The 24,795-nt window shown below is 74.4% G+C and carries 17 protein-coding genes; 5 read left to right on the forward strand and 12 right to left on the reverse strand.

Annotated features, from left to right (window positions below):
- Positions 1–32: 32 nt before the first annotated feature.
- The 3 genes from GA0070624_RS28825 to GA0070624_RS28835 all read right to left on the reverse strand — a co-directional run bounded on the left by GA0070624_RS28825 (position 33) and on the right by GA0070624_RS28835 (position 2,478).
- A complete protein-coding gene (locus GA0070624_RS28825) occupies positions 33–398 on the reverse strand; it encodes a YciI family protein (protein WP_091346066.1) in 366 nt (121 codons plus the stop codon).
- Positions 399–661: 263 nt separating this feature from the next.
- Complete coding sequence (locus tag GA0070624_RS28830; protein ID WP_091346068.1) at positions 662–1,489, reverse strand: lipase family alpha/beta hydrolase; 828 nt, start codon at positions 1,487–1,489, stop codon at positions 662–664.
- A gap of 413 nt (positions 1,490–1,902) precedes the next feature.
- A complete protein-coding gene (locus tag GA0070624_RS28835) occupies positions 1,903–2,478 on the reverse strand; it encodes a TetR/AcrR family transcriptional regulator (RefSeq protein ID WP_176731917.1) in 576 nt (191 codons plus the stop codon).
- 216 nt (positions 2,479–2,694) lie between these two features.
- Between GA0070624_RS28835 and GA0070624_RS28840 the strand changes: the two genes are divergently transcribed.
- Both GA0070624_RS28840 and GA0070624_RS28845 read left to right on the forward strand, forming a co-directional pair.
- On the forward strand, positions 2,695–4,161 hold the full coding sequence (locus GA0070624_RS28840) for an MFS transporter (RefSeq protein ID WP_091346072.1): 1,467 nt from the start codon (positions 2,695–2,697) through the stop codon (positions 4,159–4,161).
- Positions 4,162–4,349: 188 nt separating this feature from the next.
- Entirely contained in the window at positions 4,350–5,459 is a 1,110-nt protein-coding gene (locus tag GA0070624_RS28845; protein ID WP_091346073.1) for an ice-binding family protein, read from the forward strand.
- A 107-nt stretch (positions 5,460–5,566) separates the two neighbouring features.
- Here GA0070624_RS28845 and GA0070624_RS36540 read toward each other — a convergent pair whose 3' ends face one another.
- The gene (locus GA0070624_RS36540; protein WP_281181025.1) at positions 5,567–7,375 is read right to left on the reverse strand and encodes a hypothetical protein; all 1,809 of its coding nucleotides are present in this window, start codon (positions 7,373–7,375) and stop codon (positions 5,567–5,569) included.
- Positions 7,376–7,567: 192 nt separating this feature from the next.
- On the opposite strand from GA0070624_RS36540, the gene GA0070624_RS28860 reads away from it, so the two are divergent.
- Positions 7,568–8,983, forward strand: a complete 1,416-nt coding sequence (locus GA0070624_RS28860) for an alkaline phosphatase PhoX (protein ID WP_091346076.1) — start codon at positions 7,568–7,570, stop codon at positions 8,981–8,983.
- A gap of 135 nt (positions 8,984–9,118) precedes the next feature.
- On the opposite strand, the gene GA0070624_RS28865 is transcribed toward GA0070624_RS28860, so the two are convergent.
- The 3 genes from GA0070624_RS28865 to gltB all read right to left on the reverse strand — a co-directional run bounded on the left by GA0070624_RS28865 (position 9,119) and on the right by gltB (position 17,035).
- Positions 9,119–10,663, reverse strand: coding sequence for an MFS transporter (locus GA0070624_RS28865; RefSeq protein ID WP_245719051.1), 1,545 nt, complete (start codon positions 10,661–10,663; stop codon positions 9,119–9,121).
- A 125-nt stretch (positions 10,664–10,788) separates the two neighbouring features.
- A complete protein-coding gene (locus GA0070624_RS28870; RefSeq protein WP_091346077.1) occupies positions 10,789–12,327 on the reverse strand; it encodes a glutamate synthase subunit beta in 1,539 nt (512 codons plus the stop codon).
- Positions 12,320–17,035: a glutamate synthase large subunit gene (gene gltB, locus GA0070624_RS28875; protein ID WP_091346079.1), complete on the reverse strand. Its 4,716-nt coding sequence runs from the start codon at positions 17,033–17,035 to the stop codon at positions 12,320–12,322. Before gltB ends, GA0070624_RS28870 begins: the two co-directional genes overlap by 8 nt.
- A gap of 145 nt (positions 17,036–17,180) precedes the next feature.
- Here gltB and GA0070624_RS28880 point away from each other — a divergent pair, with 145 nt between their 5' ends.
- A complete protein-coding gene (locus tag GA0070624_RS28880) occupies positions 17,181–18,029 on the forward strand; it encodes a GNAT family N-acetyltransferase (protein WP_091346081.1) in 849 nt (282 codons plus the stop codon).
- 190 nt (positions 18,030–18,219) lie between these two features.
- Here the strand turns inward: GA0070624_RS28880 and GA0070624_RS28885 are convergent, their stop codons facing one another.
- Positions 18,220–19,407 carry an FAD-dependent oxidoreductase gene (locus tag GA0070624_RS28885; RefSeq protein WP_091350020.1) on the reverse strand — a complete coding sequence of 396 codons (1,188 nt, stop codon included), beginning with the start codon at positions 19,405–19,407 and terminating at the stop codon, positions 18,220–18,222.
- A 13-nt stretch (positions 19,408–19,420) separates the two neighbouring features.
- Entirely contained in the window at positions 19,421–20,716 is a 1,296-nt protein-coding gene (gene lgt / locus GA0070624_RS28890; protein WP_176731918.1) for a prolipoprotein diacylglyceryl transferase, read from the reverse strand.
- Between the two features lie 103 nt (positions 20,717–20,819).
- Between lgt and GA0070624_RS28895 the strand changes: the two genes are divergently transcribed.
- On the forward strand, positions 20,820–21,428 hold the full coding sequence (locus tag GA0070624_RS28895) for an NUDIX hydrolase (protein ID WP_091346083.1): 609 nt from the start codon (positions 20,820–20,822) through the stop codon (positions 21,426–21,428).
- A 352-nt stretch (positions 21,429–21,780) separates the two neighbouring features.
- Here the strand turns inward: GA0070624_RS28895 and trpA are convergent, their stop codons facing one another.
- The 3 genes from trpA to trpC are packed head-to-tail and all read right to left on the reverse strand — an operon-like array spanning position 21,781 to position 24,668.
- Entirely contained in the window at positions 21,781–22,584 is an 804-nt protein-coding gene (gene trpA / locus GA0070624_RS28905; RefSeq protein ID WP_091346087.1) for a tryptophan synthase subunit alpha, read from the reverse strand.
- Between the two features lie 3 nt (positions 22,585–22,587).
- A complete protein-coding gene (gene trpB / locus GA0070624_RS28910; RefSeq protein WP_091346089.1) occupies positions 22,588–23,823 on the reverse strand; it encodes a tryptophan synthase subunit beta in 1,236 nt (411 codons plus the stop codon).
- Positions 23,824–23,864: 41 nt separating this feature from the next.
- Complete coding sequence (gene trpC, locus GA0070624_RS28915; RefSeq protein WP_176732062.1) at positions 23,865–24,668, reverse strand: indole-3-glycerol phosphate synthase TrpC; 804 nt, start codon at positions 24,666–24,668, stop codon at positions 23,865–23,867.
- Positions 24,669–24,795 lie beyond the last annotated feature (127 nt).

The following is a 24,795-nucleotide window of genomic DNA, read 5'->3' on the forward strand; positions in this document are numbered from 1 at the left end:
GGGGTGCTCCCGCAGCCCGGTGATCCGGGGGGTCAGTGCTGTTCTTTGGCGAGGGGGAACTCCAGCGAGCCGGCCGGGCAGAGGAAGGTCAGCACGTCCACCCGGTAGAGCCCGGCCTGCACGGCCGGGTCGGCCTCCATCACGCTGCGGATGTCGTCGACGGAACCGGTGCAGGCCAGGCCGAAGCCGATCGGCGGGTCCGGCTGGCGCGCCGGCCCGTCCACCGAGCCGGCGACCAGGATGATGCCCTTCCGTTGCAGCGCGTGCATGTGCTCGAGGTGCTCGGCCTGCAACCGCTGCACCGTCTCCTCGGGCAGGGCCCGTCCGGAGGGCCCCGGGTACAGCACGATGCATTCGTACGTGTCGAGCGCGAAGTCGACCTCCGGCGTTCGCCCCATGGCACCCCCTCCCGTCGGACGTCCGACTCCGGCACAGCGTCGCACGCGCGGGACGTTGAAGGTGGCGATCTGCGGGCAAACCAATGGCCTGGTGGCTGGAGTGGCCGCCGATGACGGACAGGATCGGGGATCGGCTCATGGCGATCGGCGCCGGCCGCGGCCGAGGTGCAGCTCACCGACGACGAGTTCGAGGCCCTCGCCAGGGCCGCCTGACCTGGACGTGGAGGCCGGCCGCCACGGTGGCGGCCGGCCGTCCCGGGTACTCAGAGGGCGAAGCAGTTGGGGCGGATGGCCGCGTCGGTGAGCGCCTGCCGGACCACCGTGTAGGTGGTGCCGTCGAGGATGAGGCCGAGGTGGCCGACCACCCGCAGCGGGCACCAAGCCTGGATGAGCACGTTGGTGGCGCCGTCGCTGAGCGCGGCGTTGCCGACCGGCCGGACCAGCTCGTCCTGCCAGGTCCGGACGGTGGTCCAGCGCACCGCGCCCGGGGTGTCGTCACCGCCGTTGAGGGCGGTGAGCAGGTCGGAGCCGATCGACATCTGCTGGCACGCGACGACGCCGGCGCAACTGCCGAGCCCGACGAAATTCAGGATGTTGGCGACGTAGGTGCCCTGTTGCGGGCTGCCCAGGCTGATGTAGCGGTCGACGACGTCGGCGCCGCCGAGGAACTTGACGTACCAGCGGGAGACCAGGCCGCCCTCGGAGTGGGTGACCAGGTCCACCCTGGCCGCGCCGGTGGCGGCCCGCACCTGGTCCACATAGGACGACAGGGCGCGGGCGGACTCCCGGATGTCGCCGAAGCCGAGGTCGGGGAGCTGGTAGATCGAGACCCGGAAGCCGTCGGCGCGCAGCCGGGCGGCGATCGGTTCGTACGCGATGGAGACACCGATCAGCCCGCCGACCACGATGACGGGGTTGGCGTCGGCGGCGACGGCTATGGCCTCGACGTCCGTGCCGCCGGTCGCGGCGCTGCCGTCGGTGCTGGGGGTTGCGGCGGAGCTGGCGGCTGCGGGGGTGGCTACGGCGGCGGTGGCGGGGACGAGCAGGGCGGCGGTGGCGGCGGTGGCGGCAAGGATCGTTCGGAGCAGCATGGCTGCACCTCCGATGGGAGGTACCCGGAGAGCCGGGGGGACGGGTGAGGGTCCGATCGATCGTGGGACGATGATGCGCGTCGCAATTCACACGCGTCAATGGCAAGTTACGGGCCGGTAACCCGTTGTCGCACGAGAAGTAAAAACCGGCGATTCAGGCCCGGCTCTCCGCGCAGTGGACGGCGGCTGAACGGGAGCGAGTCGTGCAGCGGTTTGGTCCCGACCGCGGCGGATACGGACCGTGACGCTCGCGCCGACCACGACTTCGATGAGCGATATGACTCCGAGGCATAACTATGACCGAGAGTCATATCGCTGTCTGCGTGAGTCATCCTCCCCGTGTTTCCAACAGTCGCCTGGCCGAGCTTCCTCGCCTCGGGCACGAGCGCGCCGACTCGGGGGGCGCGCCGTGGTCAGCGCGCCGCGGTCGGGTACCGCAGGCCGTCGAGGGCGAAGACGAGCACCCGGTCCCGCTGCCCCGGCTCGGTGAACTGGGCGGTGGTGATGCCGCTGAGCAGCCGCAACACGTCGTCGAACGTGGCGTCCGGGCGGGCCACCCCGGCCGCCTGCGCCCGGCGCAGCATCGGCTCGCCGGCGGCGTAGATCGCCGTCCGGCAGCCCCGGAACACCTCCGAGTCGACCAGTTCCTCGGCGAGCGCCCGCTTGGTGGCGACGTACGCGACGAACCGGTTGATCCAGGCGACGAAGGCGTCCCACGGGGGCAGGTCCGCCAACTCGGCGGCGGAGCGGCAGAGCGCCTCCACCTCGTCGACATACACCGCTTCGAGCAGTTCCCGGCGGGTGGGGAAATGCCGGTAGAGGGTCCCGATGCCCACCCGGGCTCGCCGGGCGATGTCCTCCAGGGAAGCCGACGTCCCGCGCTCGCCGAACGCCTCCCGGGCCGCCGCGACCAACGCCTCGTAGTTGCGCCGGGCATCGGCCCGTTTGGGCCGTCGCGCGAAGATCTCGGGCACGCCAACGCTGGCCATGACGCGCGTCACCCCTCCTCGCTTGCATCCGGAGGCAATCCTCCGCTACCTTTTGTGGAGGCACCCCTCCGGATAGTTCCGGAGCCGTGCCTCCGGAAAGCTTACCCGGTCCCCGCTCGGATCCACCCGAGCGTGACGGCGGCCGGATCCGGCCCGACGACGGGAGAGTCCCCGTCGCCACCTTCTCTTCCGACAGCGATCACGGGAGGCCCTTTCGTGGCACTCACGCTCCGGCGCGGCTCGCGTCGGCTGACCTTCTCCGTCCTCTCGGCCGGTGCCGGGTTCTTCGCGATGCTCCAGTCGCTGATCACCCCGGTGCTGCCGACCATCCAGCACGACCTGCACACCTCACAGAACACGGTGACCTGGGTGCTCACCGCGTACCTGCTCTCCGCATCGATCTTCACGCCGATCCTCGGTCGGGTCGGCGACATGGTCGGCAAGGGGCGAATGCTGGTCGTCTCGCTCGCCGCGCTCGCGCTCGGCTGCCTGCTGGCCGCCGTCGCGCCGACCATCGGCGTGCTCATCGCCGCCCGGGTCGTCCAGGGCATCGGCGGCGCCGTCTTCCCACTCTCCTTCGGCATCATCCGCGACGAGTTCCCCGTCGCGCGGGTGACCTCGGCCGTCGGTGCCATGTCCGCCATCGTCGCCGCCGGCGGTGGCCTGGGCGTCGTGCTGGCCGGCCCGATCGTCGCCACGCTCGACTACCGCTGGCTGTTCTGGATCCCGATGGTCGTCGTCGGGCTCACCGCCCTCGCCGCGCATCTGTTCGTACCCGAGTCGCCGGTCCGCAGCCCCGGCCGGATCGACTGGCGGGCCACCGTCCTGCTCTCCGGCTGGCTGGTCGCGTTGCTGCTGCCGATCAGCAAGGGCACGGACTGGGGCTGGACCTCGGGCCGGGTGCTCGGCCTGCTGGCGCTCGCAGTGGTGCTGCTGACCGGCTGGCTGGTCGCCGAGATCCGCTCCACCAACCCGCTGATCGACATGCGGATGATGCGCCTGCCCGGGGTCTGGACGACAAATCTGGTCGCCCTGCTCTACGGCGCGTCAATGTTCTCCGTCTACGCGTTCCTGCCGCAGTTCGTGCAGACCCCGACCGTCGCCGGTTACGGCTTCGGCGCCAGCATCACCCAGGCGGGGCTGCTGATGCTGCCGATGCTGATGGCCATGTTCGTCGCCGGCATCCTCGCCGGCCGGCTGGAGTCACGGTTCAGCGCCAAGGCGCAGCTCGCCACCGGCGCGGCCTTCAACGTGCTCGCCTCCGCGATGCTCACGGTCGCGCACGACACCCGCTGGGAGATCGGGGTCGCCGGTGGTCTCGTCGGCCTCGGCATCGGGCTGGCGTTCGCGTCGATGGCCAATCTGATCGTGAGCAACGTCCCGGCCCGGCAGACCGGCGTGGCGACGGGGATGAACGCCAACATCCGAACCATCGGCGGTGCGATCGGCGCGGCGGTGGTGAGCGGTGTGATCACCGCCCACCCGCAGGCCGGCGGGCTGCCCCGGGAGGCCGGCTTCACCCTGGGCTTCCTGGTCCTCACGGGACTGTCCCTCGCCGCCATGGTGGCGGCGCTGGCCGTCCCGTCCGGCCGCCGGGCGGCGGCCCACCACCGGGCTCCGGCCCCGGTCGCCGCCGAGCGGTCGGAGGCACCCGACCTGGTCCCGGCCGCCGCCGGGCGCTGAGTAGACGAGTCCGCGGCCCTGCCCGAAACCAGCGGGTGGGGCCGCGGCGCTACCCGCGTACGGGGCCCGGACCCTGCCCTGCGGCAGGTTTGCGCCCGAGGTCGGCGGGGAGGCGGTAGGCGCGGACCGGCCGTCGCGAAACCAGCGTTTCGCGTTGCCACCACCGTCACAGCGAACGGATACCAGCCATGACTAGAGACTTCGCTCGTACCGCCGGCGAGGGTCTTCGCCTTGCCCGGTCGGCCTTCTTCGGGTCAAGCCTGGTGCTCGCCGGGTTGGCCCCCGCCCTCTCCACGGCCCAGGTGGAGGTGGACGCCCCGGTCGACCTCGCGACGGCCGCCTCCTACGCCGTGCTCGCCGACGGTTCCATCACCAACAGCGGAAGCTCCGTCATCAACGGGGACGTGGGGGTACACCCGGGCACGGAGGTGTCGGGATTCCCACCGGGAACCATCAGCGGCCAGCTCCACGCCGGTGACGCCGCGGCGGAACGGGCACAGTCCGACCTGACGGCCGCGTACAACGATGCCGCCGGACGAACCTCGAGCCGGACCATCGGCCCTCAGCTCGCCGGACAAACCCTCGCCCCTGGCGTATACAAGGCCGCGGAGAACGCGGACCTCGACGGAACGCTCACCCTGGACGCCCAGGGCAACTCCAGCGCCGTCTTCATCTTCCAACTGGGCTCCGGTCTGACCACCGCGCAGAACAGCAACGTACGGGTGATCAACTCGCCGCGACCCGCCTGCAGCGTCTTCTGGACGGTCGGCGACTCCGCCACCCTGGGCAGCAACACGTCCTTCGTCGGCCGGATCATGGCCGTCAGCGGGATCACGCTCCAATCCGCCGCGAAGGTCGAGCAGGGCGGCGCCCTCAGCCGTGACGGTGCGGTCACTTTGGACACGAACGCGGTCAGCCGATCCGAATGCGCGGGGGCACCGACTCGGCCGCCGACGGCACCGGCAAGCCCGTCGCCGACAGAGAGCCCGACGACGCCGGGGCCCGCGACGCCGAGCCCGACGACGCCGGGGCCCGCGACGCCAAGCCCGACGACGCCGAGCCCGACGACGCCAGCACCGGTCCCGCCCGAAACGACGGCACCGGAGACCACGGTGCCCGCTCCCGCCGGGCCGGAGCTGACGGCGCCTCCGGCGGCCCCTCCCGGCCTGCAGGAGCCGGAGCTGCCTCCGGGTCTGCGGGAGCGGGAGCTGCCTCCGGGCTTGCAGGGGCGGGAGCTGCCTCCGGGCCTGTCTGAGCGGGGGGCGCCTCCGGCCGCGCCCGAACAGCGGGTTCCGTAGCACGCGGCCCCACCGGGGCTGTCAACGGTCAACAGTTCTGACGGGAGCGGCGTCGCATGAGGACGCCGCTCCCGTCCGCGTGCCGGCGACCGGCACGGATCGGGTGGTCAACGCAGGAGGCGGAACAGCAGCACGTAGGCACAGTAGAGCGACGGCGAGAGCAGCGCACAGAGCACGAAGCCGAGCGGGACGAACCTCGATGGCGGTGTGCCAGCCCCGATCACCGGTCGGCCCCAGCGCCTGAGCACCAGGTGACCCGCGAGGAACGACGCCACCGGAACGCCGGTGCACGTCCCGGCGAGCACCGCGCCGAGGCCGATCGCCTGGAACTCGGAGGCGACCGCCAGCAGCAGCACCAGCACCGCCCCGGCCAGCGCGCAGCCCGTGTAGACCGCCACCGCCCGGGCCAGCGGCGACCAGCTCGGCAGCAGCGCGGGCCGCCGGGCGACCGCCTCCGCCCGCTGCCCCTGCCGGTCCGCCTCGTCGGCCAACTGCCGGGCCGCCGCCAGCTCAGCCGCCGGGTCGACCTCCGCCGAGCGCGGGCCAGGCAGCACCGCCGTGGCCACGATCGACCCTCCAGGGACCACCGGCGCCGCCGACGCCACCACCGGCGCGACGGCTGACGCAACCACCGGCGCACCGGCCAGAGGCGACGGGACCGGCGCTGCGGCCGACGCCCCCACCGGCACATCGGGCGGAGGCGACGGGACCGCCACCGGCGTTGCGGACGACGCCACCACCGGCGCAGCGGGCGGAGGCGATGGGACCGCGACCGGCGCGGGCGGGGTGGCGCCGATGGCGCGGCTGAGCCGGTCGAGGCGCCGGCCCTGGGCGGCGAGCCGGTGGCCGAGCCGGTCGGTGGCGGCATGCACGGCCCGCTGGCGTTCCGCCTCGGCGGCGGCCTGCTCCCCGCCGCACTGCCGGGCGGACAGCTGCCGGGCCAGCGCGGCGTACTCCTCGAAAGCTGTCACCGGCCGCGGCCCGGCGGGCTCCGCCCACCGCCGCTCGGCGAGCAGGTCGGTGCGGCACACGGCGTCGGTCGGGCGGGTGGCCCCGCCGAGGCGCCGGGCGAGTTCGGTGACCGTGCGGGGCGGCGGCCCGCCGTCGAGCAGCACGGGCGCGGCCAGCCCGCTGCCGTCCGTACTGAACGGCTGCCCGGGTGGGTCGCCGACCAGCGCGTACCGCTCGTTGAGGCGCAGCTGGGTGGCGGCACCCAGCGGCGGCGACGCGTCGCCGGGCCCGGCGGGCGGGTAGCCGGCGAGCAGCACGCAAACCGCCGCGGCCGAGCCGGCGTGGGTGAGCGCGGCGAGCCGGGCCAGCTCCCGGGGCGGCAGCGCGGACGCCGCGACGAGCAGCAGCAGCTCCTGGTCGTCCCGGTCGGCATGCCGCTCCGCCTCGTCGAGCAGGGTGGCAACCTCGGCGGCGGTGGTGGCCGGCGGCGCGAGCACGCCGGCGTCGAGCAGCGGGCGCAGCGGCAGGAAGGCCGCCCCGAAGGCCATCGTGTCGATCCCGGCGACCCGGACCGCGCCGGCCGGGGCGGTGGCGAGCAGCCGCAGGACCACCGACCGCAGCAGCTCACCGACCCGGGGGTCCCGGGCGTCGGCGTCCACCGCGAGGTGGGTGCCGCCGGCCAGCGGCAGCAGCACCGGAAAGCCACCGTCCAGTGTGGTCGCCTCGCCGATGCGTACCGGCACGGGTGCGGCGGTGACGCCGGCGGCGCCGGCCGCCGGGGCGGCGAGGTCGGCGGCCAAGCGAGCAAGGTCGGCGCCGAGGCGGGCGAGGTCGGCGACCATTTCGGCGTCGCTCGGGGCGGGCGGTCCGGCGGCGGCGAGCGCCCGGCGGGCGTTCTCCCACCGCGCGACGGCCTGCCGGTGCGCGGCGACCACCTCTGCGTACGCCGTCGCGAGCCTGCCCACGCTGCCCCCTCGACCCCGCCACGGTCCGATTTAGGGAACCCTAACGGACCCGCAGCGACCCGGCACGGTACGCGAACGCATCGAGGATTGGCCCAGTGTTCACCTCGCGGCCCCCGGCTGCGTCGGCACCGTTCCACCCGCCCGGCTTGCCTGCTAAGCGGAAACACGCAGTGTGAACAGGAAGGCGACGACGTGACCTCCTCACCTATCTCCCGCCGGGCCGTGCTGCGCGGCGGCGCGGCCGGCGGCCTCGGCATCGTGGTGGCCGGCAACCTGGAAGCGATCGCGGGACCGGTAGCGGCGCGGGCGGCCACCCGTCCGGCGGTCGGCTACGGCGAGCTGGTGCCGGACCCGGCCGGTCTGCTGGCCCTGCCGCCCGGCTTCTCGTACACGATCGTGGCGCAGGCCGGCGTGACCCTGCTGGAGTCCGGGCAGCCGACGCCGAGCGACGCCGACGGCACCGGCTGCTTCCTCGGCCGTGAGGGTTCGGTGCTGGTCAACAACCACGAGATCGGCGGCGCCGAGCCCTTCCCGGTGCCCCCGCTGGCCGGCCTCACCTACGACCCGGGCGCCGGCGGTGGCACCACCACCATCGAGGTGGACGGCGACGGCAAGCGGATCCGCGAGTATGTCAGCGTGGCCGGGACGCACAACAACTGCGCTGGCGGCATCACCCCGTGGGGCACCTGGCTGACCTGCGAGGAGACCGAGCAGCGGGCCGGCGTGAAGTACCTCAAGGACCACGGCTACGTCTTCGAGGTCGACCCGCACGACCGGTCGGCCAACGAGAACCCGGTCCCGCTGAAGTTCCTCGGCCGCTACTCGCATGAGGCGGTGGCCGTCGACCCGTACACCCATTCGATCTTCCTGACCGAGGACGCCGGCGGGCCGAACGGGCTCTACTTCCGCTGGACGCCGCCAGCGGGCTTCCGCGGCGGCAAGGGCGCGCTGCGGGCGCTGGCCCAGCGGCCCGACGGCGGCACCGCCGGCAGCCTCCAGGCGATGAGCTGCTACCTGGGCAGCCAGCACATCGCCGACCTGTCCGAGGCGACCGCGCCGGGGACCCGGTACCGGGTGGAGTGGGTCGACGTGCCGGACCGGGACGCGAAGACGGTCTCGGTGCGCAAGCAGTTCACCGACGAGCAGGTGACCCGCAGCCGCAAGCTGGAGGGCGCCTGGTGGGCCGACGGCGGCGCCTACTTCGTGGCCAGCTTCGCCCGGCACGACGACGGCAGCGTCAACGAGCACGACGGGCAGGTGTGGTTCTACGACCCGCGCACCGAGACCGTCACGCTGAAGACCATCTTCGGGGTGAACCAGGACCCGGACGCGGACGCCGGCAACTTCGACGGCCCGGACAACATCACCGTCTCGCCGTACGGCGGGGTGATCCTGGCCGAGGACGGCGAGGGCGTGTCGCACCTGGTCGGGGTGACCGCGGAGGGCAAGGCGTACCCGCTGGCCCGCAACGAGCTCAACGACAGCGAGTTCACCGGCCCGACCTTCAGCGCGGACGGGAAGATCCTCTTCGCCAACATCCAGTCCCCCGGCTACGTCTTCGCGATCACCGGCCCGTGGGGCCGGCCGAGCAACGCCGACGTGGCCTGAGGCCGACCCGTCTGACGGCCGGCGGCCCCTCGACGGGGCCGCCGGCCGTCCGGTGGTCAGGCGGGGCGGCACCCGCCCCTGGCCCGGGCACGGACACCTGCGCTTGTCCTGCACCGGTCGGACCGGGGGCCCGCGTCAGGCGGAACGGGGGCAGTCGGCCAGGTGGGCGGCCGACCGCGCCGCGCCTGTCAGGCGGGAACGGCGGCGGCCCCGGTGCGCCGCGCAGGCCGCGCACTCGTGCGCCGGGCGAGCGGCCCGGCTCGACCGGAGCCGGCCGGTCCCGGGTCGGAACGCCGCCAGCCGCGTGCCGGGCAGGACCCTCCCCGCCGGGCGCGGTGCCCGGGCCGGGCGGGCGGCGCCCACCGTAGCGGTCGAGGGTCGGACGCGGGCTGCCGTGGCGGCGACCCGGCGCACCGGGCGCCGGACCGCGGGGGCGGCCAGCACCAGGGCGACCCGGCGCCGCAGCCGACGGTCCCGCAGCCGGTCGAGGACGACGCCCGCCGCCAGGGTGGCGACCGCCGTGATCGAACCGGCCAGCACGAGGGTCTGCCGGGGTCCGGCGTGCTCGGAGAGCCAGCCGAGCAGGGGCGCGCCGACCGCGGCGGAGACCGAGCCGGTGACCGCCAGGGCGGCGAGCACCCGGCCGCGCATGGCGTAGTCGGTGTCGAGCTGGGCCCGGGCGCCGACCGTGGTGTCGATGATCACGGCGGCGGCGGCGACGGGCAGGATCACCGCGGCGAAGCTCATGGTGCCCGGGGCGAGGCCGGCGACGATCTGCAGGGCGCTGGCCAGCAGGCCGGCGCCGACCAGCAGGTGGTAGCCAAGGTCTCTGCGACGGGCCGCGACGAGCGCGCCGAGCACCGTGCCCACGGCGAAGACGGTGGAGAGGAAGCCGTAGCCGGAGGCCCCGCCGCGCAGCGGGCCGTCGCTCATCGCCGCCATGGTGACCTGGTAGTTGCGGCCGAGGCTGCCGAGCACGAACGACAGGGCCATCGCGACCAGCACCACCGGCTGGCGCAGCAGGTAGCGGAATCCGGCCCGGATGCCACCGTCGGCTCCGGCGTCGGGCGCCGCCGGCTCGGCGACGTGCCGCTCCCGCTCGCGTACGGCGAACAGGGCCGCCACCACCGCGACGAAGCTGGCGGCGTTGATGCCGAAGAGCAGCGCGGGGCCGACGGCGGCGACCACGACGGCGCCGACGCTCATGCCGAGGATGCGGCCGGCGGAGTTGGTCAGCGAGCCCAGGGCGAGGGCGTTGCCGAGGCTCTCCCGGTCCACCAGCGTGGAGCACCAGCGCCCCATCACCGGGCCCTCGATCGCCGAGACCGCGCCGGTGACCAGGGAGATCGCGTAGATCGCCGGGAGACCGCCGGCGCCGGTGACGGCGACCAGGGCCAGCCCCGCCGCGAGGGCCGCGTGGGCGGCCTGGGCGGCGATCAGCAGCGGCTTGGCCGGCAGCCGGTCGGCCAGCGCGCCGCCCCAGGCACTGAGCACCAGGGTGGGCAGCGCCTGCAGCAGGACGGTGAACCCCATGGAGGTGGCGGACCGGGTTTCCGCCAGTACGTACCAGTTGACGCCGAGTACCTGCATCCAGGTCCCGATGACCGACACGAAGCCGGCGGCGGCCCAAATCCGGTAGTTGCGATGGCGCAGCGCGGCGAACGTGGCGCCGAGGGCCATGAGGATTCCCCGTCCAGACGATGACACGACGAAGCCGGACCCTCGCGGGTCCGGCCAGTCGCCAAGTCTGACGGCGGTTAAACCTATTTACCCTATTCCGTGAGGAGTCTCACCGCAGTGCATGATCACCGCGCGGCCAGCGGCTGCCGGGCCGGGTCCACCGGCGCGGGCAGCGTGCCCACCCCGCCCAGGTACGCGTGGATGGCCGCGGCGGCGGCCCGCCCCTCGGCGATCGCCCAGACGATCAGCGACGCGCCCCGGTGCATGTCCCCCGCGACGAAGACCCCGTCCGCATCGGTCTGCCAGTCGGGGCGGGCGTCGACCGCGCCGCGCGCGTTGCGGGTCACCCCGAGCTGCGCCAGCAGCGGCTGCTCCTCGGTCCCCTCGAAGCCGATGGCCAGCAGCACCAGGTCGGCCGGCAGTTCCCGCTCGGAGCCGGGCAGCACGGTCACGATCCGCCGGCCGTCCCGCTTCTCCACGGTCACCTCGGCGATCCGCACCGCCCGGACCTGGCCGGTGCCGTCGTCGAGGAACTCCTGCACCGCCACGGCGAAGGCCCGCTCGCCGCCCTCCTCGTGCGCCGGGTAGTTGCGCAGGATCCACGGCCAGGTCGGCCACGGGTCCCGTTCCGCGTCCCGGGCGTGCGGCGGCTCCGGGTAGAGGTCGAGCTGGTGGACGCCGGCCGCGCCCTGACGGTGGGTCACTCCCAGGCAGTCCGCGGCGGTGTCGCCACCGCCGATGATCACCACGTGCTTGCCGGCCGCGTCGATCGGCGTGCCGTCCGAGAGCACGGCGAGGGCGGGCCGCCCCTCCCCGGCCGCCGCGACGCTGGGCCGGCCGGCAGCCGCCTCCGCGACTGCGCGGTTGGCGGCGACCAGGTGCTCCATCGCCTGGTGCACGCCGCGCAGCCGCCGCCCCGGGGTCTCCGGGACGTCCCGGCCCTGCAGCGCGCCGCAGGCCAGCAGCACCGCGTCGTGCTCGGCGCGCAACTGCTCGGCGGTGACGTCGACGCCGACGTTCACCCCGGTGCGGAACTGGACGCCCTCGGCGGCGAGCTGGGCCAGCCGCCGGTCAATGTGCCGCTTCTCCAGCTTGAAGTCGGGGATGCCGTACCGGAGCAGTCCGCCGAGCGCGTCGTCGCGCTCGTACACCGTGACCGCGTGACCGGCGCGGGCGAGCTGCTGCGCGGCGGCGAGGCCGGCGGGCCCGGAGCCGACCACGGCGACCGACCGGCCGGTCGGCGCCGGCACCGGGCGCGGCCGCAGGCCCCCGCGGGCCACCGCCGCGTCGGCGATCTCCACCTCGACCTGCTTGATGGTGACCGGCTCGCCGCCGCCGATGCCGAGCACGCAGGCGGCCTCGCAGGGCGCCGGGCAGAGCCGGCCGGTGAACTCGGGGAAGTTGTTGGTGGCGTGCAGCGAGTCCACCGCGGCGTCCCAGTTGCCGGTGCGGACCAGGTCGTTCCAGTCCGGGATGCGGTTGCCCAGCGGACAGCCGTCGTGGCAGAACGGGATGCCGCAGTCCATGCACCGGGTGGCCTGCTCACGGATCAGCTCCTCGCCGGCCGGTGGGTAGACCTCCCGCCAGTCCATGATCCGCACCGGCACCGGGCGGCGCGCCGGCAGCCGCCGGTCGTAGCGCAGGAAACCGTTCGGGTCAGGCACGAGCCACCTCCTGGACCACCGCCCGCTGGGCGGGCGGCACCGGCATCGCCGATTGGGCCGGCTCAGCCGGCGCCGTCAGTTCTTTCATGACCGCGTCATCGACGTCACGGCCGGCGGCTTCGGCGGCCCGCATGATCTCCAGCACCCGGCGGTAGTCCCGGGGCACCACGGCGGTGAACTCGTCCACCGCCTCCGGCCAGCGCTTCAACAGCTGCTCGGCGACCGCCGAGTCGGTCTCGGCGAAGTGCCGCTGCACCAGCTCGTGCAGCAGGTCCCGCTCCTCCGCGCGCAGCGGGGAGAGGTCGACCAGCTCGGTGTTGACCAGCCGCCGGTCGAGGTTCCAGACGAACGCGGTGCCGCCGGACATGCCGGCGGCGAAGTTGCGCCCGGTCTCGCCGAGCACCACCACCGTGCCGCCGGTCATGTACTCGCAGCCGTGGTCGCCGACGCCCTCCACGACGGCGACGGCGCCGGAGTTGCGCACCGCGAACCGCTCGCCGACCCGGCCGCGCAGGAAGACCTCGCCCGCGGTGGCCCCGTACAGGATGGTGTTGCCGGCGATGATCTGGTCCTCGGCCCGCTCCCCCGGCCCGGCCTCGCCGTCGACGAACGGCGCGGCGGGGTCCGGGCGGACGATGATCCGCCCGCCGGAGAGGCCCTTGCCGACGTAGTCGTTGGCGTCGCCGTGCAGCCGCAGGGTGACCCCGCGCGGCAGGAACGCGCCGAAGGACTGGCCGGCGGTGCCGTGCAGCAGGAACTCGATGGTGTCGTCCGGCAGGCCGGCGCCGCCGAAGCGGCGGGTCACCTCGCCGCCGAGCATGGCGCCGACGCTGCGGTGCCCGTTGCGGACCGCCACCTCCACCCGGACCGGCGTGCGGTCGCGCAACGCCGGCTTGGCGAGGGCGATCAGTTGGTTGTCCAGGGCCAGCTCCAGGCCGTGGTCCTGGGCCCGGATCCGGTGCCGCGCGGCGCCCGCGGGCAGCTCCGGCAGGTGGAGTACGGGCGCCAGGTCCAACCCGTGCGCCTTCCAGTGCTCGATCGCCGGGGCGACGTCGAGCAGCTCGGCCTGCCCGATCGCCTCCTCGATCGACCGGAAGCCCAGCTCGGCCAGGTAGCCCCGGACCTCCTCGGCGAGGAAGAGGAAGAAGTTCTCCACGAACTCGGGCCGGCCGGTGAAGCGCTCGCGCAGCACCGGGTTCTGGGTGGCGATGCCGACCGGGCAGGTGTCCAGGTGGCAGACCCGCATCATCACGCAGCCCTCGACGATCAGCGGGGCGGTGGCGAAGCCGAACTCCTCGGCGCCGAGCAGCGTCGCGATGAGCACGTCCCGGCCGGTCTTGAGCTGCCCGTCCACCTGCACGGTGACCCGGTCGCGCAGGTTGTTGAGCAGCAGCGTCTGCTGCGCCTCGGCCAGGCCCAGCTCCCACGGGGTGCCGGCGTGCTTGAGCGAGTTCAGCGGGGACGCGCCGGTGCCGCCGTCGTGGCCGGAGATCAGGATGACGTCCGCCTTGAGCTTGGCGACGCCCGCCGCGACGGTGCCCACGCCGACCTCGCTGACCAGCTTGACGTGCACCCTGGCGGCCGGGTTGACGCACTTCAGGTCGTGCACCAGCTGGGCGAGGTCCTCGATGGAGTAGATGTCGTGGTGCGGCGGCGGGGAGATCAGGCCGACGCCCGGGGTGGCGTGCCGGGTCCGCGCGATCCACGGCCAGACCTTGTTGCCGGGGAGCTGGCCGCCCTCGCCGGGCTTGGCGCCCTGGGCCATCTTGATCTGGAGGTCGTCGGCGTTGACCAGGTATTCACTCGTCACGCCGAACCGGCCGCTGGCGATCTGCTTGACCGCCGAGCGCCGCTGCGGGTCGTGCAGCCGCTCGACGTCCTCGCCGCCCTCGCCGGTGTTGGACCTGCCGCCGAGGCGGTTCATCGCGATGGCCAGGGTCTCGTGCGCCTCCGCCGAGATCGACCCGTACGACATGGCGCCGGTGGCGAACCGCTTGACGATCTCGCTGGCCGGCTCGACCTCGTCGAGCGGCACCGGCGGCCGGACCCCGGTGCGCAGGGTGAACAGGCCGCGCAGCGAGCCGGCCTGCGCGGCCAACTCGTCGACCTTGGCGGTGTACTGCCGGAAGATGTCGTACTGCCGGCTGCGGGTGGCGTGCTGGAGCAGGAAGACCGTCTCCGGGTTGAACAGGTGCAGCTCGCCCTCGCGGCGCCACTGGTACTCCCCGCCGACCTCCAGCCGGTCGGAGCTCTCCGCGCCCGGCGCCGGCCAGGCCAGGGCGTGCCGGGCCGCCACCTCGGCGTGGATCTCGTTCAGCCCGATCCCGCCGATCTTGCTCGGGGTGCCCCGGAAGTAGCGCTCGACCAGCCGGGTGTCCAGGCCGACCGCCTCGAAGACCTGCGCCCCGCAGTACGACGACACGGTCGAGATGCCCATCTTGGACATGATCTTCAGGACGCCCTTGCCGAGCGCCTTGACGTAGTTGCGGATGGCCCTCGCCGCCATCTCCGATGGGGGCTCGTCAGGCTGAGTCGGGGCGACTCCGGTCAGTACTCCGGTGGAGATCATGTCCTCGACCGACTCGAAGGCCAGGTACGGGTTGACCGCCGCCGCGCCGTAGCCGATCAGCACCGCCGCGTGGTGCACCTCGCGGCAGTCGCCGGACTCCACGATCAGCGCCACCTGGGTGCGGGTCTGCTCGCGTACCAGGTGCTGGTGCACCGCCGCGGTGAGCAGCAGCGACGGGATCGGCGCCAGGTCGGCGTTGGAGTCCCGGTCGGACAGCACCAGGATCCGCACGCCGTCCTCGATCGCCTCGGAGACGTGCCGGCAGATCTCGGTCAGCCGGGCCTTGATGCCCTTGGCGCCCTCGCGGATCCGGTACAGCCCGGAGACCCGGACCGCCTTGAAGCCGGGCAGGTCGCCGTCCTCGTCGATGGAGAGGATCTTGGCCAGCTCGTCGTTGTCGATCACCGGGTACGGCAGCACGATCTGCCGGCAGCTCGCCGGACCGGGATCGAGCAGGTTGCCCTCGGGGCCGATGGTGGACTGCAGGCTGGTCACCAGCTCCTCGCGGATGGCGTCCAGCGGTGGGTTGGTGACCTGGGCGAAGAGCTGGTGGAAGTAGTCGTAGAGCAGGCGCGGCCGGGTGGAGAGCGGCGAGATCGGGGTGTCGGTGCCCATCGAGCCGATCGGCTCGGCGCCGGTCCGGGCCATCGGCGCGAGCAGGATCTTCAGCTCCTCCTCGGTGTAGCCGAAGGTCTGCTGGCCGCGGCGTACCGAGTCGTGGGTGTAGACGATGTGCTCGCGCGGGGGCAGGTCGGTCAGGTCGATCAGTCCGGCGTGCAGCCACTCGTCGTACGGCTGGGCGGCGGCCAGCTCGGCCTTGATCTCGTCGTCCGAGACGATCCGGTGGTTGACCGTGTCGACCAGGAACATCTTCCCGGGCTGGAGCCGGCCCTTGGCCACCACCCGGGCCGGGTCGAGGTCGAGCACGCCCGCCTCGCTGCCCAGCACCACGAGCCCGTCCGAGGTGCGCCACCAGCGGCCGGGGCGCAGCCCGTTGCGGTCCAGCACCGCGCCGACGATCTCGCCGTCGGTGAAGGCGACCGAGGCCGGGCCGTCCCACGGCTCCATCAGGCTGGCGTGGAACCGGTAGAAGGCGCGCTTGTCCGGACGCATGTCCGGGTCGTTCTCCCAGGCCTCCGGGATCATCATCAGCACCGCGTGCGGCAGGCTCCGCCCGGCCAGGTGCAGCAGCTCCAGGACCTCGTCGAAGTTGGCCGAGTCGGACGCGCCCGGGGTGCAGACCGGGAAGACCCGGCGGATGTTGCCCGGGAGGTCCGGACTGCGCAGCAGCGCCTCTCGTGCCTGCATCCAGTTCCGATTGCCGCGGATGGTGTTGATCTCGCCGTTGTGCGCGATGTAGCGGTACGGGTGGGCCAGCGGCCAGGACGGGAACGTGTTGGTGGAGAAGCGCGAGTGCACCAGCGCGATGGCGCTGGCCACCCGCTCGTCGGTCAGCTCCGGGTAGTACGCCGGGAGCTGGTCGGGGGTGAGCATGCCCTTCCAGACCATGGTCCGGGCGGACAACGACGGGAAGTACGCCGGCACGCCCCGCTCGGCGGTCTCCCGTTCGGCCTGCTTGCGCACGCAGAACGCCACCCGGTCCAGCGCCAACCCGGCGAGCGGCGAGCCGGCCGGCCCGGCCGGCGAGTCGGTCAGCCGGTGCGCGGCGAGGAAGAGCTGCCGGACCCGGGGCATCGCCGCGAGCGCGGAAGCGCCGAGGCCGTTCGGGTCGGTCGGCACCTCCCGCCAGCCGAGCACGTCGGCCCCCTCGACCAGGGCGTACTTCTCCACCACCTGGCGGGCCCGGGCCTCGGCGGTGTCGTCGTCGGGGAGGAAGACCAGGCCGGTGGCGTACCGGCCGGCCGGCGGCAGCGGGAAGTCGACCACGGCGCGCAGGAACGCGTCCGGCACCTGGATCATGATCCCCGCGCCGTCACCGGTGTTGTGCTCCGCGCCCCGGGCACCCCGGTGGTCCAGCCGGCAGAGCGCCCCGAGACCATTCGCGACGACCTCGTGCGACCGTCGTCCGTGCAGGTCGGCGACGAAGGCGACGCCGCAGGCGTCGTGCTCCTGCGCGGGGTCGTAGAGGCCGCTCGCGGGCGGGGCCGACTGGGGGCTGAGAGGGTACGGAAAGGCCACCGGGCCTCCTGTCGTCACTCAGGGTGGATCATGGTCGGGACGACGTCGGCCCTTGTCGGACTATTGAGTCTACGTTAGGGCCGTTCGCGCAAGGCCAGTTCGGATTGATCACACTTCCAGAATCTGGGACGTGTAGTCTCGCGCGGTGGATGTGGTACGCACTGAGGCGCTCCTCGACCGGCTGGAGCATTTCTACGACGCGGTGCCCCGCGACGGAGCCCGCACGGAGGAGTACGGCCCCCTGGTGCTCTTCGTCCGGGACGGTGCCGGCTGGCCGTTCTACGCCCGGCCCCGGCTCGACGCGACCCGGTCGCCCTCACTCGCCGACATCACCGCCGTCCGGGCCCGCCAGCGCGAGCTGGGGCTGCCGGAGGCCTTCGAGTGGGTCCACGAGACCACCCCCGACCTGCTCGCGGTCGCCCGCTCGGCGGGACTGAACGTGCTGGAAGCGCCGCTGATGGTGCTCGACCCGGCCGGCCTGCCGGACCCGGCGACGCTCAGCGACGTACCGGTGCGGGTGCTGGACCCGGCGACGCCCGGCTTCGCCGCGGACGTCGCCGTCCGGCGGGCCATCGCGGCGGTCGGCTTCTCGAACGCCGGCACCGAGCGGGGCGTGGCCGGACCGGCCGAGCGGGACGCCGCGGTGACGGGGCTCGACGTGGCCGCGCTGGACGAGGAGGGCGTCCGGATCGCCGACGGCCGGCGGATCTCGGTGCTCGCCGAGACCCCCGAGGAGGGGGCGCTGGCCAGCGGGATGGCGATGCGGGTGGGCGACGTGGCGGAGATCGCCGGGGTGGCCACCCTGCCGGTCGCCCGCCGGCGCGGCCTCGGCGCGGCGGTCACCGCCACGCTGGCCCACGCGCTGCTCGCCGCCGGCACCGAGCTGATCTTCCTTTCCGCGGGCAACGAGGAGATCGCCCGGGTCTACCTGCGGGTCGGCTTCCGCCGGGTCGGCACCGCCTGCATCGCCGAACCGGCCGCCCTCATCGGCTGACGGCGAGCCGGGTGGCGGCTTCGGCCGCCCTCATCGGCTCGCAGCGCGGCGGCGCCCGCCCTGATCGGCTCGCAGCTCGGCGGCCGCCGCCGGGTCGGGCCGGGCGTCCAGGTTGGGCCGGGAGGCGGCTCGGGCCGGGCGGGCGGGTCCGAGCGGCGGGCGGCGGGCCCGCGGGCTCAGGCGCCGGACCTCAGGCGGGCGGGTGCCACTGGGCGGCCGCGGAGGCGGCGGTGTTGCGCAGCCGGGGGCTGATCGTGCCGAGGGCCGCGTCGCGGGCGCGCAACGCCAAGCGGCCCCGGGTCTGCAGCACCGCGGACATCCGGCGGGTCTGCCGGACCATCGTCGCCGCGCGGGGGCGGCGCAGCCGGTCGTACGACTGCACGGCGTCGGGCAGCCGGGACTCGCGCAGCAGCGCGGCGAGGGTGGCCGCGTCCTCGAAGGCGAGGCAGGCGCCCTGCCCGAGGTGGGGCGGCATGGCGTGCGCCGCGTCGCCGAGCAGCACCACGCCGCCGGGCCCGGCCGGGAAGCCGTACGTGCGCGGCAGCGGGCGCAGCTCGCGGATCTCCTGCTGGACCAGGTCGATCGGGTCGGTCGCGTCGAGCAGCTCGGCGATCGGCGCGGGCCAGCCGGCGTACCAGCGCTTGAGCAGCGCGAGCTGGGTCTCCGGCGGCTCCGGGCGGGGCGCGCCTGCGGCGGTGGCCACCCAGTAGACGCCGCCCCGGCTGGACCCACCGGCCCCGCCGCGCTCACCGAGCGAGGCGGCCACGAAGCGGTACCCGGCGCCGAGGACCTCCCCGCCCACCGACCGCTCGTCCGCCAGCCGGGGCACCCGGTACCAGGGGATCACCGCCCGCCAGGCCGCGCAGCCGGAGCTGACCACCGCCGCCTCGGGGGCGAGCTGGCGGCGGATCTCGCTGTCGGTGCCGTCGGCGGCGACCACCAGGTCCGCCTCGACGGTGTGCCGGCCGTCGCCGACCGCGGGACGCTCCCCGGAGACCCTGCGGACCGTCCGGACGGTCACCCCGGTCCGCAGCTCCACCCGGTCGCCGAGGCCGGCGATCAGCGCGTCGTGCAGGTCCTCCCGGTGCACCACCACCGGCATCCGGTCGGCCGGCGTGGGGCGGGGTTGCACCAGCCACTGCCCGTCCGGGCGGCGGACGCCGCCGTCGGGCAGCGGCGTGGCGATCGCGTCCAGCCCGGCGCCGAGGCCCAGGGCGCGCAGCGCGCGTACCCCGTTGGGCCAGAGCACCACGGCCGTCGGTTCCGGACGGACCCGGTCGGCCCGTTCGAGGAGGGTGACCCGCCAGCCGGAGCGGGCCAGCGCGCCGGCCACCGCCAGGCCACCGAGCCCGGCGCCGACCACCACCGCGGTACGCATCGCGTTCCCTCGCTCAGCTGTCCCGGTCGGCGGGGCGGGCACCGGTGGCACCCGCCCGGTCCTCGGCGTCCGGCGCGTCCTCGCCGGCCGCCGGATCGGTCGCGGCGTCCCGGGGCTCCGCGGCGCGGCCGGCCCCGTCGCCGCGGGCGGAGTCCTCCGCCGCGCCCACAGCGGGCCGGTCCTCGTCGGCGGGCTCGCCCACGGCCGGAGAGCCGGCCGTCCCGGCCGGTGCCGTCGACCCGGCACCGTCCCCGCTGTCGTCGGCCGTCGTGTCCTCCGGCTCGGCCGGCTCCTCGGGCACCACGCCGGTCTCCCGGTACGCGCGGAACTGCTCCTCGCTCACCACCCGGTAGCCCTCCGGTGCGACCGGACGCCCACCCTCGCGCGCCGAGAGGTCGACCTGCGACACGTCGCCGCCGGCGGGCGGGACCGGGATCGCGGGGACGCCGGTCGGGATGAGGTACTCCCGGGGCCCGCGGACCCGCAGGAAGTAGATCAGCGCGCCGAGGAAGACCAGCGCGGCGGTCCAGACGTTGAGCCGCAGGCCGAGGATGTGGTTCGCCTCGTCGGTGCGCATCAGCTCGATCCAGAACCGCCCGGCGGTGTAACCCATCACGTACAGCGCGAACGCCCGGCCCCGGCCGAAGCGCAGCTTCCGGTCCAGGACGAGGACCAGGACGGCGACGCCGACGTTCCACAGCGCCTCGTAGAGGAAGGTCGGGTGGTAGAGCCCCGGCTGAAGGACCGGGTTGCCGGCCTCGTCGCGCAGTGCGTGCCCGGGGTTGTCCGGGTCCATCACGTGGACCTCGAGCCCCCACGGCAGCGTCGTACGGCCGCCGTAGAGCTCGTTGTTGAACCAGTTGCCGAACCGGCCGACCGCCTGGGCCAGCGGCAGGCCCGGCGCGAGCGCGTCGGCCACCACGGCGAACGGGATGCCGAGCTGCCGGGCGGCGATCCAGGCGCCGAGGGCGCCACCGGCGACCGCGCCCCAGATGCCGAGGCCACCCTCCCAGATGGCGAACACCTTGAGCGGCTGCCCGTCGGCGCCGAAGTACTTCTCCGGCGAGGTGATCACGTGGTAGATCCGGGCGCCGATGATGCCGGTGGGCACCGCCCAGACGGCGATGTCGAGCACCGCGCCGGGGGCGACGCCGCGCTGACGCAGCCGGCGTTCGGTCACCACGCAGGCCACCACGATGCCGAGGATGATGCAGAGCGCGTACGCCCGGACCGGGACCGGTCCGAGCGGCCAGACGGCGGTGCTGGGGCTGGGCAGGGCCGCCAGTGGGGTCATCGGGGCGAGGGTCACGAGTGAACACGCTACCGCTGTGGACCGTCCCCGCGGCACCCCGGTCCCACCGGGTTCGTCGGTCGGCTGACTTCTGGTTTGCGCGGTCGTAGGCTCTTTGTCCATGGGCGCGCTCACCTGGGCGGTCGCCGCGGTCGTCAGCGACGCGGCCGGTCGGATGCTGCTCTGCCGGCAGGGCCGGGGTGAGCGCCGCTGGGGGCTGCCCGGCGGGCGGCTGCGCCGCGACGAGAGCCCGCAGGCCGCGGTGATCCGGGACATCCGCGCCGAGACCGGTTGGGAGATCGAGGTCGTCGACCTGGTGGGGCTCTACCGGCTCACCGACCCGGGCTCTTCCCCGCCCTCGGCCGGGCGGTGCGGCCCGCTGCCGGATGTGCTGGTGCACGTCTTCCGCGCCCGGGCGAGCGGCGAGACGCCGACGGCGAACCCGGTGGGTGGCTGCCAGCCGGCCTGGCACGATCCCGGCGGCCTGCCGGAAGCGATCACCCCGATCACCCGGGTGGCCGTCGCCGACGCGCTGGCCGGACGGTCGGGAGTGCTGCGGGACGCCGTGCGGGAGGGGCCACCGCCCGCCGGCCCGCTCGCCGGGGCGGACCGTCCCGGCGAGCCCGCGTCCCGGTCAGCACCAACCGGCGTCGCGATGCCGCCCGGGGCGGCCGCCGGCGGCGTCCCGCCTGGGCCGCGGACTCCACCGGTCCCGCGACCCGGCGGCTGAGCCGAGATCCACTCCGCTTGCGGCAGACGGCGGTATCCCGGGCGCGGGAAAGCGCGACCTCCCGCAAGGCGAGGCGATCAACGCCGCGCCCGGCCGCGAGGGCAGGCCGGGGGCGGGCCAAGAGGGCGGGCCGGGGGCGGGCCAAGAGGGCGGGCCGGGGGCGGGCCAAGAGGGCGGGCCGGGGGCGGGCCGAGAGGGCGGGCCGGGGGCGGGCGCGCCCCGGTGCGCCCAAGAACCACTCCACTTGCGGCAGACGGTGGCATCCCGGCCGCGGGAAGGCGCGACATGCCGCAAAGGGAGTCGAGCCACGCCGGGCCACGCCAGGCCGACCGGGTGGCGGGGCTGCGGCCGGTCAGCGCGCGGGGTGGCGGACGCCCTCGGCGAGTTCGGCGCTCAGCGCGCGCAGGGCGGACCGGCCGGCCGCCTCGTCCGGGGCGTCGAGCAGGCAGCGAACCAGCGCGCTGCCCACGATGACGCCGTCGGCGTACCCGGCGACCGTGCCGGCCTGGGCGCCGGTGCCGACGCCCAGGCCGACGCCGACCGGCAGGTCGGTGACCTCGCGGACCCGGGAGACCAGGATCGGGGCGGCCTCGGAGGTCTGCGCCCGGGCGCCGGTGACGCCCATGATCGCGGTGGCGTAGACGAAACCCCGGCAGTGCTCCACCGTCATCTTCAGCCGGGCGTCGGTGGAGGACGGCGAGACCAGGAACGTCCGGTCCAGCCCGTGGGCGTCGGAGGCGGCCAGCCACTCGTCGGCCTCCTCCGGGATCAGGTCCGGGGTGATCAGGCCGGTGCCGCCCGCGGCGGCGAGGTCCCGGGCGAAGGCGTCGACGCCGTACTGCTCGATCGGGTTCCAGTAGGTCATGGTGACCACCGGGGCGCCGGTGGCCGCCACCGCCTCGATGATGCGCAGCGTGTCGGCGGTGCGGACGCCGCCGGCGAGGGCGATGTCGCTGGCCTTCTGGATCACCGGGCCGTCCATCACCGGATCGGAGTAGGGGATCTCCACCTCGATGACGTCCACCCCGGCCTCGACCATCGCGGTCATCGCGGCGATGCTGCCCTCGACGGTCGGGAAACCGGCCGGCATGCAGCCGACCAGCACGGCCCGCCCGTCGGCGCGGGCCTTGTCGAAGGCTCCCCCGATGCGACTCATGCGTCACTGCTCCTTGTCGAGGATGCCGAAGTACTCGCCGGCGGTGTGCACGTCCTTGTCGCCCCGGCCGGAGAGGTTGACCACGATGACCGGCTCCCGGCCCAGCTCGGCGGCGATCCGCGGGGCGATCTTCAGCGCGCCGGCGAGCGCGTGGGCGCTCTCGATCGCCGGGATGATCCCCTCGGTACGGCAGAGCAGCTCGAACGCGGCCATCGCCTCGCGGTCGGTCACCGGCTCGTACGTGGCCCGGCCGCTGTCGTGCAGCCAGGCGTGCTCCGGCCCGACGCCCGGGTAGTCCAGCCCGGCGGAGATGGAGTGCGAGTCGATGGTCTGCCCGTCCGAGTTCTGCAGCACGTACGTCCGCGTGCCGTGCAGCACCCCGGACGAGCCGCCGGTGATGCTGGCCGCGTGCCGGCCGGTCGCCACGCCCTCACCGCCGGCCTCGAAGCCGTACAGCCGGACGTCGGGGTCGTCGACGAAGGCGTGGAAGATGCCCAGCGCGTTGGAGCCGCCGCCGACGCAGGCCGCGACCGCGTCCGGCAGCGCGCCGGTCAGGTCCAGGCACTGCTGGCGGGCCTCCTCGCCGATGCCCCGGACGAACGCCCGGACCATCTCGGGGAACGGGTGCGGGCCGGCGGCGGTGCCGATCAGGTAGTGGGTGTTCTCGACGTTGGCGACCCAGTCCCGCATCGCCTCGTTCATCGCGTCCTTGAGGGTGCGCGAGCCGGTGGTGACCGGGACGACGGTGGCACCGAGCATCCGCATCCGGGCCACGTTGAGCGCCTGCCGCTCGGTGTCCACCTCGCCCATGTAGACCACGCACTCGAGGTCGAACAGCGCGGCGGCGGTGGCGGTGGCGACGCCGTGCTGGCCGGCGCCGGTCTCGGCGATCACCCGGGTCTTGCCCATCCGCTTGGTCAGCAGGGCCTGCCCGAGCACGTTGCGCACCTTGTGGGCGCCGGTGTGGTTGAGGTCCTCCCGCTTCAGCAGGATCCGCGCCCCGGCCTTTGCCGAGAACCGCTTGGCGGAGTACAGCAGCGACGGGGTGCCGGCGTAGTCCCGCAGCAGGGCGTCGAACTCGGCGCGGAACGCCTCATCGGTCATCGCCTTCCGATACGACGCGTCCAGCTCGTCGAGCGCCGCGACCAGCGCCTCGGGGACGAACCGGCCGCCGAACCGGCCGAAGTGACCGGCGGCGTCGGGAACCTGGAAGGCCGGTGCCGAGGGGTCGGCGCTCATCGCGGTCTCCTCTCGCTGCTGACTCGTGGACCCGGCGCGGGTCAGCGCACCGGGCGGGGCGTGGCCGGGTGGTTGCCGGCGTTGACCAGCTCGGCGACCGCCTCGCGGGGGCTCTTCTGGGTGACCAGGCCCTCGCCGACCAGGACCGCGTCGGCGCCCGCCGAGGCGTACCGGATGAGGTCGTGCGGGCCGCGCACGCCGGACTCGGCGATCTTCACGACGCTGCTCGGCAGGCCGGGCGCGATCCGCTCGAACACCGAGCGGTCGACCTCCAGGGTACGCAGGTCGCGGGCGTTGACCCCGATCACCTGCGCGCCGGCCTCCAGGGCCCGGTCGGCCTCCTCCTCGGTGTGCACCTCGACCAGCGCGGTCATGCCGAGCGACTCGATCCGCTCCAGGAGCCCGACCAGCACGTTCTGCTCCAGCGCGGCGACGATCAGCAGCACCAGGTCGGCGCCGTGGACACGCGCCTCGTGCACCTGGTAGCTGGAGACCACGAAGTCCTTGCGCAGCACCGGGACCTGCACCGCGGCCCGGACGGCGGCCAGGTCGTCGAGCGACCCGCCGAACCAGCGGCCCTCGGTGAGCACGCTGATCGCCCGGGCACCCCCGGCGGCGTACTCGCCGGCCAGGTCGGCCGGGTCGGCGATCTCGGCGAGCTGCCCCCGCGACGGCGAGGCGCGCTTCACCTCCGCGATCACCGCGACACCGGGCCGGCGCAGGGCCGCGTACGCGTCCAGCGGCGGCGGGGCGGCGGCGGCCAGCTCGCGGATCCGCTCCAGCGGCACCTGCTCCTGCCGCCGGGCGACGTCCTCGCGCACGCCGGCCAGGATCTCGTCGAGCACGCTTCCGGACGCTGCCGGACCGGCCTCGTCCCCCTCCGCGTGCGCATGCTCAGCAGTCACCAACGGACTCCCCTCTCCGGGTGTCATGGGCCGATGCTAGGGGGCGCGACCTGGCGACAAGTGCCCG

It is taken from the genome of Micromonospora rhizosphaerae (genome assembly GCF_900091465.1).
GTDB lineage: Bacteria > Actinomycetota > Actinomycetes > Mycobacteriales > Micromonosporaceae > Micromonospora > Micromonospora rhizosphaerae.

Excerpts from the sequence above, each read along its gene's own strand:
- GA0070624_RS28825 (WP_091346066.1), bottom strand. The coding sequence starts at position 398 with ATGGGGCGAACGCCGGAGGTCGACTTCGCGCTCGACACGTACGAATGC.
- GA0070624_RS28830 (WP_091346068.1), bottom strand. The coding sequence starts at position 1,489 with ATGCTGCTCCGAACGATCCTTGCCGCCACCGCCGCCACCGCCGCCCTG.
- GA0070624_RS28835 (WP_176731917.1), bottom strand. The coding sequence starts at position 2,478 with ATGGCCAGCGTTGGCGTGCCCGAGATCTTCGCGCGACGGCCCAAACGG.
- GA0070624_RS28845 (WP_091346073.1), top strand. The coding sequence starts at position 4,350 with ATGACTAGAGACTTCGCTCGTACCGCCGGCGAGGGTCTTCGCCTTGCC.
- GA0070624_RS28865 (WP_245719051.1), bottom strand. The coding sequence starts at position 10,663 with ATGGCCCTCGGCGCCACGTTCGCCGCGCTGCGCCATCGCAACTACCGG.
- GA0070624_RS28885 (WP_091350020.1), bottom strand. The coding sequence starts at position 19,407 with ATGCGTACCGCGGTGGTGGTCGGCGCCGGGCTCGGTGGCCTGGCGGTG.
- GA0070624_RS28895 (WP_091346083.1), top strand. The coding sequence starts at position 20,820 with ATGGGCGCGCTCACCTGGGCGGTCGCCGCGGTCGTCAGCGACGCGGCC.
- trpA (WP_091346087.1), bottom strand. The coding sequence starts at position 22,584 with ATGAGTCGCATCGGGGGAGCCTTCGACAAGGCCCGCGCCGACGGGCGG.
- trpB (WP_091346089.1), bottom strand. The coding sequence starts at position 23,823 with ATGAGCGCCGACCCCTCGGCACCGGCCTTCCAGGTTCCCGACGCCGCC.